Annotated in this window: 14 protein-coding genes; 7 read left to right on the top strand and 7 right to left on the bottom strand. The window is 45.8% G+C overall.

What is annotated here, in order from left to right:
- Window positions 1-5 precede the first annotated feature (5 nt).
- Both AC58QT_RS28305 and uptA read right to left on the bottom strand, forming a co-directional pair.
- A complete protein-coding gene (locus tag AC58QT_RS28305; protein ID WP_068663455.1) occupies window positions 6-572 on the bottom strand; it encodes a thioredoxin family protein in 567 nt (188 codons plus the stop codon).
- Window positions 573-650: 78 nt separating this feature from the next.
- A complete protein-coding gene (gene uptA / locus AC58QT_RS28300; RefSeq protein ID WP_310499526.1) occupies window positions 651-1,250 on the bottom strand; it encodes an undecaprenyl phosphate transporter UptA in 600 nt (199 codons plus the stop codon).
- A gap of 293 nt (window positions 1,251-1,543) precedes the next feature.
- Here uptA and AC58QT_RS28295 point away from each other — a divergent pair, with 293 nt between their 5' ends.
- From AC58QT_RS28295 to AC58QT_RS28270, 6 genes are all read left to right on the top strand, one after another.
- A complete protein-coding gene (locus AC58QT_RS28295) occupies window positions 1,544-1,990 on the top strand; it encodes a cupredoxin domain-containing protein (RefSeq protein WP_497411903.1) in 447 nt (148 codons plus the stop codon).
- A gap of 151 nt (window positions 1,991-2,141) precedes the next feature.
- Window positions 2,142-2,822, top strand: coding sequence for a response regulator transcription factor (locus AC58QT_RS28290; protein WP_497411902.1), 681 nt, complete (start codon window positions 2,142-2,144; stop codon window positions 2,820-2,822).
- On the top strand, window positions 2,819-4,198 hold the full coding sequence (locus tag AC58QT_RS28285) for a sensor histidine kinase (protein WP_497411901.1): 1,380 nt from the start codon (window positions 2,819-2,821) through the stop codon (window positions 4,196-4,198). Before AC58QT_RS28290 ends, AC58QT_RS28285 begins: the two co-directional genes overlap by 4 nt.
- 73 nt (window positions 4,199-4,271) lie before the next feature.
- Window positions 4,272-6,461 carry an MMPL family transporter gene (locus AC58QT_RS28280; protein WP_497411900.1) on the top strand — a complete coding sequence of 730 codons (2,190 nt, stop codon included), beginning with the start codon at window positions 4,272-4,274 and terminating at the stop codon, window positions 6,459-6,461.
- Between the two features lie 71 nt (window positions 6,462-6,532).
- On the top strand, window positions 6,533-6,850 hold the full coding sequence (locus tag AC58QT_RS28275) for a dehydrogenase (RefSeq protein ID WP_310499531.1): 318 nt from the start codon (window positions 6,533-6,535) through the stop codon (window positions 6,848-6,850).
- A gap of 613 nt (window positions 6,851-7,463) precedes the next feature.
- On the top strand, window positions 7,464-7,640 hold the full coding sequence (locus AC58QT_RS28270) for a hypothetical protein (protein WP_497411899.1): 177 nt from the start codon (window positions 7,464-7,466) through the stop codon (window positions 7,638-7,640).
- On the opposite strand, the gene AC58QT_RS28265 is transcribed toward AC58QT_RS28270, so the two are convergent.
- A complete protein-coding gene (locus AC58QT_RS28265; RefSeq protein ID WP_497285246.1) occupies window positions 7,633-8,931 on the bottom strand; it encodes an alpha-glucosidase/alpha-galactosidase in 1,299 nt (432 codons plus the stop codon). The two genes, AC58QT_RS28270 and AC58QT_RS28265, sit on opposite strands and share 8 nt — an antisense overlap.
- A 145-nt stretch (window positions 8,932-9,076) precedes the next feature.
- Between AC58QT_RS28265 and AC58QT_RS28260 the strand changes: the two genes are divergently transcribed.
- Entirely contained in the window at window positions 9,077-9,943 is an 867-nt protein-coding gene (locus AC58QT_RS28260; RefSeq protein ID WP_497411898.1) for an AraC family transcriptional regulator, read from the top strand.
- 65 nt (window positions 9,944-10,008) lie between these two features.
- Here AC58QT_RS28260 and AC58QT_RS28255 read toward each other — a convergent pair whose 3' ends face one another.
- The 4 genes from AC58QT_RS28255 to AC58QT_RS28240 all read right to left on the bottom strand — a co-directional run bounded on the left by AC58QT_RS28255 (window position 10,009) and on the right by AC58QT_RS28240 (window position 14,489).
- Window positions 10,009-11,586 carry a choice-of-anchor I domain-containing protein gene (locus AC58QT_RS28255; RefSeq protein ID WP_497411897.1) on the bottom strand — a complete coding sequence of 526 codons (1,578 nt, stop codon included), beginning with the start codon at window positions 11,584-11,586 and terminating at the stop codon, window positions 10,009-10,011.
- 113 nt (window positions 11,587-11,699) lie between these two features.
- Entirely contained in the window at window positions 11,700-11,993 is a 294-nt protein-coding gene (locus AC58QT_RS28250; protein ID WP_497411896.1) for a Dabb family protein, read from the bottom strand.
- Window positions 11,994-12,161: 168 nt separating this feature from the next.
- The gene (locus AC58QT_RS28245; protein ID WP_497411895.1) at window positions 12,162-12,845 is read right to left on the bottom strand and encodes an NAD(P)H-binding protein; all 684 of its coding nucleotides are present in this window, start codon (window positions 12,843-12,845) and stop codon (window positions 12,162-12,164) included.
- 21 nt (window positions 12,846-12,866) lie between these two features.
- Window positions 12,867-14,489, bottom strand: coding sequence for a sensor domain-containing diguanylate cyclase (locus AC58QT_RS28240; RefSeq protein WP_497411894.1), 1,623 nt, complete (start codon window positions 14,487-14,489; stop codon window positions 12,867-12,869).
- Window positions 14,490-14,614: the final 125 nt, after the last annotated feature.

Genomic DNA, 14,614 nt, shown 5'->3' with positions numbered 1-14,614 from the left:
CCTTTTTAGAACGATTCGATCAATGAACGAAGTTCCTTCACAATAACAGCATGATATCCGTTACCTTCGCCATATTGACGGCCCATTTCGGCTCTGGCTACTTGAATTTTTTCGTTATAATCAGCCGCATCGCGATCTGGATTATCTTTCTTGAACTGCGTCATCACCGCTTGCACGTTCTTCGGACGAGGTCCCCAGTGCCCAAGCGAGAAGCCGCCAGTATCCGTGAACACGACGATTGGAATCCCACGTCCGCCGCCTGTCAGGAACTGATCAATAACATCATAGTTTTGCTCAATGATAAGAACTTCCGTAGGAATACCGCTATCTTCCAAAGCCTTGAAAACTACCGGCACATTGCGAACAACATCGCCACACCAGTCAGCAGCAATAATCAAGCAACGAAGATCATCGCGATTATTCAACGATTCAAAATACTCTTTGTCCTCTTCATTATCCCAGGCAAAACCATCGTAATACGCCAAAAATTGCTCTTTATTTTTCTCCATACTCTCGATAAACTGTTTCGGCTTTAGGCCTGTACCTAACTTACTAGCAAGATTCGCACCCATCGTTTTCATCCTCCCTAGATCGTCCATATTCCCTTTCATTGTATCAAAAGCAAACGAAACCGCCAAATCAATATGTTGCTATGCTTTCGTTTTTCTTTTGAGATAAAATTGATAGCCCGCATACAAGATCGTCAGCACGACCGCAGCGATAATCAATGGTTTAATATAAGGCCCTGCATATTCGCCGATCGTTTCCCAGTTGTCTTTCAATTTCATGCCCAAATAAATATACAAAAACGAGTAAGGAATTAACGCTAGTCCCGTATACAAGGTGAACTTACCTAATGGCATTTTGGCCATTCCGCCTGGCAAAGAGATCGCATGACGAACAATTGGAATAAATCTCGCTGTAAAAATCATCCCCGTCCCATACCGGTTAAACCAGCTCTCCGCTACATCGATATGATGCTTACTGATTAGAAGATATTTGCCATATCTTTCCAGGAAAGGTCTGCCGCCGTAACGTCCAATCCAATACAAAACAACTTGAGCCAATGTTCCCCCAACGACCGCGCACACCATGCCGCCAACGAAGTTAATTTGACCTTTGGATACTAGATACCCTGCGTAGGCTAAAAGCAATTCGTTCGGAATGACCTCAAGCATGAGTCCAAGGAATATCCCCCAGTACCCCAGGCCTTCCAAATATACCAAAACACTTTGAATCAACTCATGCATATGTAACCCTCTCTTCGCTTCTTTCTTTTGCTGGTAAAAACAGCCCCCATGGGCTCATATATCTGTGCTGATTGTGTTGACTATTCTGATATTCTGCTTTTCTAATCCCATCCACATTCTATCATAGACAGGCTCTTATCCTCTACTTGTATGCAACTCATTGTTAAAATACACCAATTGATGTTGGCACATCACTCCATGTTGAGTCAATTTGCTTCATCCGATATTCCGATTCATGCGCTGACAAGCCATTGCATAAGATGTACAAGACCCTTGTACAGGAGGCGGACCCTATGTCCCGAGTATGGATTATCAAACGCAAACATGTTGTTCAACTAGCAGCCGCGCTTCTACTCCTTCTCATTGGATGGCTGTATGTCAATCGCGATACCATCCTGCCCACATTAGCCGAGCCAACGGCAGAACGCACCATTCACATGGTTGTTGGGGAGTTCAAATCCACTACCGCTGATGGCAAAACCATCGAGGCTTACCGCTGGGACCCTGGCTCCATTCCCGTTAAGAAGGGTGAACACATCAAGCTCAGCATCCTTGGCATCAATGGTGAGAGTCACCCCTTTTTCATCGAAGGGCTCAATATCAGTGGTGAGATCAAAAAAGGTAAAGAAACCATCGTACATTTTACCGCCAATCAAGCAGGGACGTATCGCCTCATCTGTATGACGCATACGGATATGGCCCATAATGGCCCGATGGTCGGTTATATCGAGGTGTATTAAATGGCTTCTCCAGCGAAACCTTAAACCATCCTTCTGCGAACTCGAATCGTCATCAACAGGCGACTCGACATCAGAAGTGGCATTAAGGTTTTTTTTCGTTTACACTGATGCCAAGCTCAATTGAATCCCAGCGAAGAAGGTGCTTCCCTTTTTGAAAACACATGTACTCGTCGTCGATGACGATGCCCATATACGCGAATTGATGCGTTTCCTATTCTCCAAAGAAGGTTATGCCGTCTTTGAAGCAAGTGATGGTGAACAAGCCTCGAGACTGCTGGAAATGGAACAAATCCATCTCGCTGTTGTTGATGTCATGATGCCGCTTCGTGACGGTTTGGAGCTGTGCGCTGAAATCCGCAAACACTACGACATTCCAGTTCTTCTTGTAACGGCCAAAGGAGACATGGAGGATAAAGAAAAGGGCTTTGCCTCAGGCACCGATGATTACTTAGTAAAGCCGTTCGAGCCGAAGGAACTGCTCTTCCGAGCGCGCGCCTTATTACGGCGATACCAGCTCGTTTCTTCGGAAATGATTACACTTGGCCACACGGTCATCAATCGCAAAAGCTATGAAATCACGATCGCAGGTGAAACGCTGCTGCTACCGCTCAAAGAATTCCAGCTGCTTGCGCAATTGGCGAGTCATCCAGGGCGCATTTTTACGCGAGAGCAACTAATTCACATGCTGTGGGGCACAGATTATGAGGGTGACAGTCGAACCATCGATGTTCATATCAAGCGATTGAGGGAGCGTTTTTACGAAAAAACTAGTGACTTTATAATTACGACGATGAGAGGACTTGGTTACAAGCTTGAGGTGACAGAAAGGTGAAAACTTTATATTTTCGCATCGTTGTTACGTTTATTCTCATCGCAATGGTCAGCTCCATGCTCGCACTCTTTCTCTCGAATTGGTATTATCTAACGAAATTAAGAGATCAGAACGAGGAGCAGATTTGGAAAATTACAACGGAAATTCGCACGCTTTACGAGGAAATGCCGAGTGTAGAGCCCTCAATCTATTTCACCCATATCGCCAATATGGGCTTCCAGCTTTATGTTGTGAATGAGCAGATGGCTGGGACCTTCTATGGGGCACCGTATAAACATACGCAGTTCGATCCGGAGCATATTCAACGTGTTCTAGCGGGGGAAACGTACCGTGGAATGCTGCAAGAGCGGCATGTTCTCATGGTGATCGGTTATTTTGAAAATAGCCTGCGCAACAGTATCGGTGTTCCCCTTCAGGTGCAAGGGAAATCGTATGCCTTGTTTGTTCGGCCTGCTCTGGAACAGCAGATCGGCGGCGTTCGTGTCCTGATGGCTTATCTACTCGGACTTACCTTTCTTTTCAGCATCGTCCTTATCATCATTCTCTCCCAACTTATCGTAAAGCCTATCAAAAAATTACGAGAAGCCACAAAGCGGATCGTTGGAGGCAGCTACGAAATAACGATGGACGTTTCCCGGCAGGACGAGATCGGCGAGCTTGCACGAGATTTCACCTACATGGCCCAATCCCTCAAACAGGTAGAAGCTATGAGGCAGGAATTCGTGGGCAATGTCTCGCATGAAATCCAGTCTCCCTTAACCTCAATTCAGGGCTTCGCCCAATCCATATTGGATCAGACGACCTCCGAGGAGGAGAAGGAGCGCTATCTTCATATCATTTTAGATGAAAGTAAAAGGTTGTCCTCCCTCAGTAAACAGCTCTTAACACTAGCCTCGTTAGATAAAGAAAGTCATGTAGTTAAGCGGACTGTGTACCGGCTAGATGAACAAATACGCCAAATTCTCATTTATACAGAGTGGCAATGGTCTGATAAAGACCTAGCGATTGAGTTGAATTTACCGGAAACTGACGTCTCGGCAGACCATCAATTGATGCATCAGGTTTGGCTTAACCTTATTACGAATGCTATTAAATACGCACGCCCTCATGACTCCATACACGTCGCGATTCTGTCATCAGAGACGAAAGTCACCGTTACGGTAAGGGACACAGGGATTGGCATGTCGGAGGCGGAACTGCCTCATATTTTCACCCGCTTTTACAAAGCGGATCGCTCTCGAAACCGTGCCAGTGCCGGTACGGGTCTTGGTTTATCCATTGTTCAGAAAATCATCGAGCTGCACCGTGGCAGTATTCATGTGCAAAGTGAACTCGGTAAAGGGACTACTTTCACTGTTAGGCTCCCTCGAATGTAATCTCCCATTCATCATCCGTTCATATTCCTCTCCTACTATTTGAGATAGATTTAGGAGAGGGGAATGAACCTGCATGAAACCTACGTTATCACGTCTTGCCAAGTTTGTAAGCAGTGCCAAAGGTGTCCGAATCGTACTCATCAGCTGGTTAGCTGCCATCCTTTTATTAAGCGCATTTGCGCCATCTTCCAAAGAAGTCGCTCAAAGTGGCGGTGAAGGCAGCCTTGGTAGCCATACACTGTCTGAAACAGCTAAACAGCTACTGCAAGAGGCCTACCCTACCCAAGACGGCTTAACCGCCATACTCGTGTTCCATTCCGAGAAACCCATTACGGATTCTGAACGTGGTGCTATTACGAGCATCAGTACGTGGCTGGCTTCTGATCAGAAACCACCCTACGTCACGCGTTCTCTACCCTTCCATCAAATGCCTGCCGCGCAGCAAGAGCTCTTATTTTCCGCAGATCGAACAACGCTCTTGTTAACACTCTCCCTACAGAAGGATCTGGCATCTGGTCCTGTCTACGATACCCTTGAACAGATTCGTCATATGTCGGAGCAACAAGGATTGGGGACGATGCAGCTTGAAATTACAGGTCCTGCAGGCATCTCATCCGATACCATCATGCTCTTCAAAAAGGCCGATATTGTGTTAATGCTCGCCACACTTGGGATTATTCTCGTCATTTTAATCGTCATCTATCGATCCCCGCTTCTAGCCTTGTTACCTTTGGTTATCGCGGGCATGGTATATGCAGTCGTCGATAGACTCATAGGCTTAGCTGGCAAAATGGGCTGGATATTCGTCGAGAAGCAATCCCTCTCGATCATGATGATTTTGCTTTTTGCCGTGTTGACGGATTACTGCTTATTTATCATAGCGCGCTACCGTTCTGCCCTGCGGACAACGGATTCCAAGTACGAAGCGATGTCGAAAGCTTTCTCCCATGTAGCTGAACCGATTTTCTTTAGCGGCGGCACCGTGCTAATCGCCATGCTCACTTTATTCACTGCTGTGTTTAAGCCCTATCATAGCTTTGCTCCAGTGTTTGCCATCGCGATGGTCGTCATTTTGCTTGGTGGACTGACGTTGATTCCTGCCATGTTTGCCTTGATTGGACGGAGAGCTTTTTGGCCGTTTATTCCACGTGAGGAAGCGGCGCTTGTGAAGGAGGAGCCTCGCGGCTTCTGGGCGTGGATCAGCACTCGCGTGACCACAAAGCCACGGATAACCGCACTTGTGCTCATAATTGTACTGTTGGCACCTGCGCTATCTACACTAGGCACGCGTTATTCATTTAATCTCATGATATCCTTCCCTATCGATATTTCTTCCAGACAAGGTTTTGAAATTCTGGAGGCACGATTCCCACAAGGGGAATTGGCGCCAGTCACTGTCCTTTTGGAGTCGAAGAAAGCAATCGTAAGGGACGAGTCGTTTAGCAGTAAAATAAATACGCTGACCGGACTTATTCAGGGGCGTGAGGGGATTAGTTCGCTTACGCCAGCGTTCGGTCTTGAAAACGCTGATTTACCTAGGCGCACGCTGAAGCTCCAGTTAATCTTAAAGATGAATCCCTATGATCAAGCTGCGCTTGAGGTGATTTCTGGTTTACGCGAGGATAGTGCTGCCTTGCTTGAGCAGAGTGGCTTCGAGCCTGGCCAGTTCACCCTGCATTATGCTGGTCAGACTGCGGAGCAGCTTGATGTTCGTACTATGAATAAGCGTGATACGCTCGTTATTTTCTCACTTATTACAATATTGATTACCGTTATGCTCATCTGGCAGTCCCGTTCCATTCGACTGGCGCTCACTATGATGGCCACCATGCTGCTGTCCTATGCAGCTACAATGGGAATTGTGTGGAGTGTGTTTCATTTCGGATTTGGTCACGATGCCTTCAGCTACCGTCTGCCTGTGTACACGTTTATCTTTCTCATCTCGTTAGGTGTGGACTATAACATCATTTTGGTATCTCGCGTGCAAGAAGAAGCTCAGCGCTATCCATGGCAAGTAGCCGTGCAACGTGGTGCTGCATTAACTGGTGGCGTCATTTCTTCAGCAGGCATCGTGCTGGCGGCGACCTTCTGCGTCTTAATGACGCAGCCCTTACAGGAGCTGCTGCTGTTTGGCTTCGCGATGGCTGCTGGTATTCTCATCGATACCTTTCTCGTACGAGGCATGTTGCTTCCAGCACTGATGACTACTATGGAGCCACGTGTGGCAAAAGCGAAGCTTTCTTCACGAACTTGGGCGCAATAGGTCCTTGTCACGAGTCGCTCTCCGCCCTCTCTGTGCATACACATATCAGAGAGAGGAGCGTCGAACCCTGTATGGTGTATCAGAATCAAAGTGAACGTCACAAACAGCAATACCCTAACGCTCGTGCTATTCGGAGAGCATGCAACAAGGAATTATATCGAACCATTAAGCGGCTCAAAATTTGGCTGACCCCCGAGCAAATTAAGTCCGCTGAGACCATCTATGTGAAAAAAGTGATACTGAATCTCCCCTTCATCGTCGATAATGGCAGCAACCGTCGCTTACTAGCCGACTGGTTCGCTGAACACGTAGGACCGGAGATCGCCCCTATATGGAATGTCGAGCTGGAAAGCTTAACGGAGGCGTTCCGCGACGCATTCGGCGGTTAATATCACGGAAGGCCCGGAGTGATTCCGGGCCTTTTTGCTGTCTTTTTTCCTTCCACTTTCTACTCCTAGATCTTTCTGCTCTTGCTGCTCTTCTTGCTTTCCCTGCTCCTACTGCTCTTCTACTCCTACTCCTACTCCTACTCCTACTCCTACTCCTACTCCTACTCCTACTCCTACTCCTACTGCTACTCCTACTGCTACTGCTACTGCTACTGCTACTGCTACTACTACTGCTCTTCTACTCCTACCGCTACTCCTACTACTGCTCTTCCTGTCTTCCACTCTTTCTACTCTTCCTGCCCTGCAAGTTCTTTAAAAAGATGCGATAATGCAGTTTTTTCAGCTCCTCTTAACTCTAATTCAGTGATTTGATGCAAAAATACATCAATTTCACCTCTTTTTCCGTCTCCATACTCAAATGACACTAAAAAGATGTATATTCGCAGTTTTTCCTAATATTTGACGAAAAAACTCTATAAAAGCTGCATATTTGCAGTTTTGTGGTGTTTTGAATTGCGAGGTTGTGCCTTTTTTTTAAGGTGAGAAAGTTTGGGAGGGTTGGGGAGGTGGGTAGTTTGATTAGTTTCGGTGGTTGGGGAGGTGGGTAGTTTGATTGGTTTCGGTGGTTTTTGTGGTTTTGGTGGTTTCGGCGGCTTCGGCGGCTTTCGCTGGTTTAGGCGGTTTCAACGGTTTCGGTGGTTTGGCTGGTTTGTTGCTTCTTCCTCCCCCTCGCTTCGCCAAAAAAAAGCCGCGGGGCACAACCGCCCCCGCGACCTCAACCATTATTTAAACTCAGGCAGCCATGTGCCATGCGCCTCAATCATCTCGTCACACATCGCGACGATATCATCCATCGACAGCTCCGCAGCTGTGTGCGGATCTAGCATCGCGGCATGATAAATATGCTCACGTTTATGTGTAATCGCAGCTTCAATCGTCAACAACTGCGTGTTGATGTTCGTACGGTTCAACGCCGCTAGCTGCGGAGGCAGATCACCCACATAGGTAGGTGTAACGCCGTTGCGATCTACCAAGCACGGCACTTCCACACACGCTTCACGCGGTAAGTTCGTGATTAAGCCAGTGTTCATCACGTTACCACCGATCTTGAACGGAACATCCGTCTCAATCGCCTCGAAAATGTACGAAGCATACTCATGTGAACGCACATGCGTCAGATTCGCATCGTTCACAAGATCCTCGCGCATTTGTTTCCATTTGCTGATTTGATTGACACAACGACGCGGATACTCATCCAGCGGAATGTTGAAACGATCCACCAACTCCGGGTAGCTCCGTTTGATGAAATACGGATGATACTCAGCATTATGCTCGGAAGATTCCGTAATGTAGTGACCGAATTTCAGCATCATTTCATAGCGAACCATATCCTTGTGCTTCTCTTTTTGCTTCTCAGCTGCACGCTTCTTAATCTCCGGATACAAATCAACGCCATCCTTAGATACCTCGAGCAACCACGCCATATGGTTAATACCTGCGATTTTCGCTTTCACACCTGTTTGATCAATTTCCAAATGCTTAAACAACTCCGGCACGCAAGCCTGCACACTGTGACATAGACCTACTGTACGCACACCGCCATACGTATTCATCACATTCGTCAATACAGCCATTGGGTTCGTGTAGTTAAGGAACAAAGCATCTGGACACACCTCACGAATATCCGCAGCAAAATCCAGCATAACTGGAATCGTTCTCAAGTTGCGGAAAATACCACCAATTCCAACCGTATCGGCAATCGTTTGACGCAAACCATACTTCTTCGGAATTTCAAAATCCGTAATCGTACATGGATCATAACCACCTACTTGGATCGCATTTACCACATATTTAGCACCGTTAAGCGCTTCTTTGCGGTCTGTATACGATTTAATAATGGATGTGCTTCCACTTGTTTTCTTGATGTTATTCAACATATTTGCTGAGTCTTGCAACCGTTCATGATCAATATCAAAGAGAGCGATTTCAAAGCCTTGTAATGCGGGTGTAAGCAAACAATCACCGAGTACATTTTTCGCAAAAACCGTGCTTCCTGCACCTAAAAAAGTAATTTTGGACATGTGAGATTCTCCTCCAATAGTTCATCTATTTCATATCTTTACTATAGCGCATGCTCGGTTTTAAAAATATGGATTGAAACAACTCCAATATGGACATTTGTAGTTTAATAGGGTACGCTCAAAATAAAAACATAGCGAGGCATCTATGATTCCAGAGCACACCTATTTCTCAGTAAGTATTAACCCTCTTCATAGTAACCTTGAACTGTCCGTGCTTTTTAGCGGTGAAGGCAGACCTTTCCCGCTTCACAAAACGGGACCCGCTGTTCATGATTATTTTTTGATTCATACCGTGCATGCAGGAAAGGGTACTTTTGAAATGTGTGGACGAACCTATGTCTGCCAGGCCGGGGATACCTTCATCATTTATCCAGGCGAGCTGTTCACCTACACCGCAGATGCCAATACGCCTTGGCACTATACATGGGTTGCTTTTACCGGCCGTGCCGCAAGCACAACACTTGCACAAATTGGCATGTCACCCGAGCAAGCTGTCATATCTGGCAGCACACCACGAACAATTAGGCACTACTATCGCCATATTCGCTCCTCCTTTCGCCAAAGCGATTTCCCCCAGTTGGATGAATTGGAAGCCGAAGGCTGGCTGCGCTTGCTTCTACGTGAACTTGGCCGTGTGAATACACACCATATTTCCGTTAAACATACGGCAGAAACCGATATTAAGCGCCAAATTGGTCAAGCCATCCGCTACTTAGAGCTGCAATACACCCAAGCTGTCTCTATTGAGCATCTCGCTCGCAACCTGGGTTATCATCGGACCTATCTATGCAAAATGTTCAAACAATCCACTGGCTTGTCCCCTATGCAGTATTTATTCAACATCCGCATGGAAAGGGCTAAGCAGCTGTTACGAACGGCCATGACAATCGATCAGGTTGCCTCGTCCGTCGGCTTTAACGATGCGCTCTACTTCTCCAAGCAGTTTCACAAATGGAGTGGTTCTGCGCCCTCGGTCTATCGCAAGGAGCTCAGAAACAATCAGTCAGAGTGACATTTCCTCATGACATGTCGAAGAGCCTATACCAACATCTTGGCATAGGCTCTCTCAACACTTTATTACTTCACGCCATAAAAGCTAAGCGTTCCAGAAACTTCATCTGAACTTACGAATAAGTTCTTCCCGCTTACTTTAAGGATACCCTCTGGTGACTCGCCGCCTGATGGCAATAGGCCCAAGTAATTTGGTTTTGTTGCATCTGTGATGTCAAAAAATAAGATAGCGCTAGCACGCTCAGAAGCTACTGCTAGCATCGGCTTACCATTGATAACTCCAATGGTTAAGTTCTCCACTTCACTGCCTTTATTAGCACTTCTGCTATCGGGATACACACCAACTTGAGCTGTCATTCGATCAATAAGCTCCATGCTGTCATAGATGGCTTTACCTTGTAAATCCCACACCATAATATTGCGTCCGCCTGCTTTAACGCCGTCTTTAAACTCATCCTTACCTAAATCGCCTTCGTTGGCTGTAATCACATACTTCCCATCCAAAGACCATACAATCCCGTCCGCTTCAGGGCGTGCCGTCATATCTTCCGTAATCGATACCTCACCATTGCTCTTCAAATCAGCTTTATGCTTCGTTACTCCTAAACCGAACATATTGATGATTTTTTTGGAAGCTAAATCAACGATAGCGATGGCATTATTCTCTTGCAGTGTAATTGCTGCTTTTGAGTTATCCGGGCTAATCGCTACATACTCCGGTTGTGGATCATTCGGGTAAGTCACGCCTCCACCAACTTGGCTTAAATCAATCTTCAGCTCCGTATGTACGCCTTTCAAGACATCTCCATTCGGGAACTCGATAATCGATATCGAACCAGGACGCTTGACGCTCTTCATATCAATTTCGCCTGTAGCAGGATCGATCTCTTCATCCTCATTACACACCACAGCGTATTTGCCATCGCTAGAGATTGTAACGGAGTCGGGTCCTACGCCGATTTCATATGTCTTAACAGTCGCTTGTTTTTCAATATCCACAACAGCTAAGTAACCTTTATTCGCTACATTTACATTGTCGCCAGCTCGAACACCTACAAGTACGTACTTGCCATCAGGTGTACTTACGACACTCGTCACTTCAGCTTCTTTAGAAAGATCCGTGAAACTAATCTCTTTCTTAACCGACACGGCTGCTAGGTTCTCAATGGATACCAATGCGATGCTGCCCAAATCTGCTTGGGTAACGATTAACGTTTTACCATCTGGCGTAGACGTTGAGATTTCAGCCTTTTTATTCGGCATTTGATACGTTGTGAGTAATTCCAAACCTGTTTTATTTTGAAGTTTGATAACTTCATTCTGAATAGTTTTGAATGCATCTTTACTTAGTTGCGCAGAACCATCGATTAGGTACGGCTTTTTATCCAATTGAACGGATTTCCCTTGAAAAGTAGCCTCAGTGGAATCCAGTTTTACGACTGCTTGTACGCCGCCAACTTGAATTTGAATAGAACGGTCTTTGTCATTCCATGTCACTTTGCCTTCCATTCCTTCAATCGTCTTGCGTAACGGAAGATCCGTTGTTGTTTCTGCTGCCATCGCGTAAGCAGGCGTTAATCCTGCCACGACAAGCAATCCCGCCATTGCCCCGCCAACTACAGTTTTCATCATTTTTTTCAACACAAACACCCCTCTTATTGGAATATGCTCTTCCAGCATAGAGGAGTAGTGTTAATTTCAAGCTATGAATATGTAAATATTTTGTAAATACCAATCAAAATAGAACCAGTTTACACTTAAATCTCGATATCCACAATCAGGCTGTCTACACGCCCAACTTCACGGATATACGCTGCTACAGCTTGATGCTCAGGGTTTGGCCCGTATGCCACTAAGGCTGCTTGATCTTCAAAACGAACGGATAGTACGACTTGAAAACCTTGATTTTTCTCAGAAAAATTAAGACCTGCTTGAATATCAACGATACCGGTTAGATGTGGACGCAGTGCTTTAAAACGATCAACAACCTCTTGCAGCTGCTCCTGTGTTGTTGTTTCACCAAATTTTACAAGGACAATATGATCAATCATGGTGTGAACCTTCTTTCTATGTCTATAATCATTTCGAACATTAATAATGAACGACATTAATCTTATCAAAAACAGAGGCCGAGTACCACCCTCGATTCAAGTTGAGAGCGGTACTCGGCCTCACTAGCTTAATTGGCTCTGTGGGCTTGTTCTTCTTCGCCTAGCGGATCACTTACCAGCTATGGCTGCAATCCGATCGGAGCTCAGCACCTGAGCACCCGTTTTCCCTGACTTCGCGGCTCGAATTAATCCCGTTGCAATCGTATGCGCATGAATGGGGCGATACTTACGAAGGCGGCCCGTCATTAGTGGGGCTACCACGATCGACAGGATGCTCCCTATCTTCTCGCCTAGTCGGAATTCCCCTCGGTTGCCAAGAATGAGTGAAGGACGCAGCATGTGAAGTGCACGAAGCCGCATTCCCCGCAGCTTATCTTCCACTTCCCCTTTCACCTGGTTGTAGAAAAAGGAAGAGCTTCGATCGGCACCCATCGCTGTCACAATGGCGAAGCTATCTGCTTGTCCCTTGCTTGCCACTTCAGCCAACATGAGGGGATAGTCGCGATCAACTCTGCGGAATTGCTGTTTCGAGCCTGCCTTTTTAATCGTCGTTCCTAAGGTACAAAAGACATGAGCATGCGCAAACTCGGATGACTTCAGATTCTCACTTAGTTTAGCGAAATCAATCACTCGCTGCTCTAGTTTACTTTGTCCACCTGTTTGCTCCAGATCCATCTTCTTACGCACTAAGGCAATAACCTTCTCATAGTCCGGATCGTTCAGTAGCTGTTTGATCAGTTCCTTGCCGACTAAGCCCGTTCCTCCTGCAACAATCGCCGTTCTCCCTTTCATAGCGCGCCTCCAACGTCATATTTATACATGATCATCTTCCTCATACAACCTTTTGTTATCCACTACGACACGATTTCTTCCGCTTGCCTTTGCACGATATAACGCATGGTCTGCCCTGGAAACCATATCTTCGAGCACCATCGTTCCGTATTCCAAGGTCGGTGAGTATTCTGCGACTCCAATGCTGGCCGTTATTTTGACGGTTAGCGACTCTTTTCTGTATGGCTCCTCTTTTAAAACCTCACGTACCTCCTCTGCTACAGCAGCACTCTCTTGCGCATCCTTTCGCAGTAACAAAAGAATAAACTCTTCACCGCCATACCTGGCTACAATCGCATCCTCTCCGGCATACCTTTTCAAAACACTTGCAACATGATGCAGTACGCCATCGCCAACCAAATGACCATACGTATCATTAATTTTCTTAAAATGATCAATATCCATCATCAAGACGGAACAAGTCTGTCCTGAGTAAATGCACGACTGCAGTTGCTTGTTTCCTTCAAGCATCATATACCGTCGATTGTGAACCTCTGTCAATTGATCCATCCATGCCGAATGCTCCAATAACGAAATATATGATTTCAAACGATCAGACATGAGGTTAAATGTCACCACTAATTGACGCAGCTCGACAGGTGCATGTTTTATTTTATCTGCATTGATCTGGTAATCATAATTGCCCTTCTGAATGACCTTCGTTGCACGCAGCAAGTAGCGAATCGGCCTTTCTATTTTGGATGCAATCAGCACAGCAGCTGCTACGCTCAGTAGTAGAGCAATCAACGAGATGACAATAATTGTCACGCTTAATTCATTGAGCTTCTGAAAGATTTCCTTCTTCGTAATTTCCCCAACAACAAGCCAGTTCTTCTCTTGCGACCAACGATATTGACCGTAGACACTCTCACCTCGGAAGCCAATATAAGCACGATCCGCCTTACGATTCACCAATGCTAGTTGATAAATTTCCGGTGTGACTCCTTGGGGATGGAGGTAATTCTCCATACGCTTGGACGCCGTTACAATATTGCCGTTTCCATCAAGCACATAGACTTCACCCGTATCCCCGAAGCTGAGCCGTGACATCAATGTATTCAGCATTTCAAGCGTAACAACACCAAGCACAATGCCTTTGAATTCACCATGATCGCCTAGCACGGGAGATGAATATGTAATCATAGGTGTACCATTTTCTTTGGACATGACAACACCTGAAACAAAGCTCTTCTTTTCCTTGCCGCGCGCGTAATATTCACGATCACCTACATACATCTGTGTTGAATTTGAACGTATATAACCGTCAGGCTCCACAAAGATAATCGAATTAAATTCAGATTTTACCTTCGCGTAATCTTGAAATTCCCGCTTCAAATCACCGATGCGATGGAACTTGGCGTTATCTGAAAGTGCGAAGCGTTTAATGGTATCCAGCTTTTCCTGATTCCAATTTTCAATATATAAACTCTGCACATCGATCACTTGCTTAAGTTGAACCCCAGCCTCCTCGATCCGATTGCCCTTCTCTATAAAATAAAAAGGAATAATGATCGAGAACGCCAGCACCAAAATGATACCGCTGATCCAGAGTTGCAGTCTTATTTTAATGGTATGATTGGTAAAAAGAGAAAACAAATGCCCCATTGAGGTTTCCCCCTCTATTCTATATATCTGCATTATACCTTATATGAGGACAAAAACAGACAAATTTCACTAATTCCCAGTGTAATTGTATGAATACTTAGAAAGTACTCTCGTTTGAAAAGTAC

Source organism: Paenibacillus sp. J31R109 (genome assembly GCF_059692055.1).
Note: the sequence above shows the minus strand (reverse complement) of the source record. Positions and strands in the feature narration are given on the sequence as shown.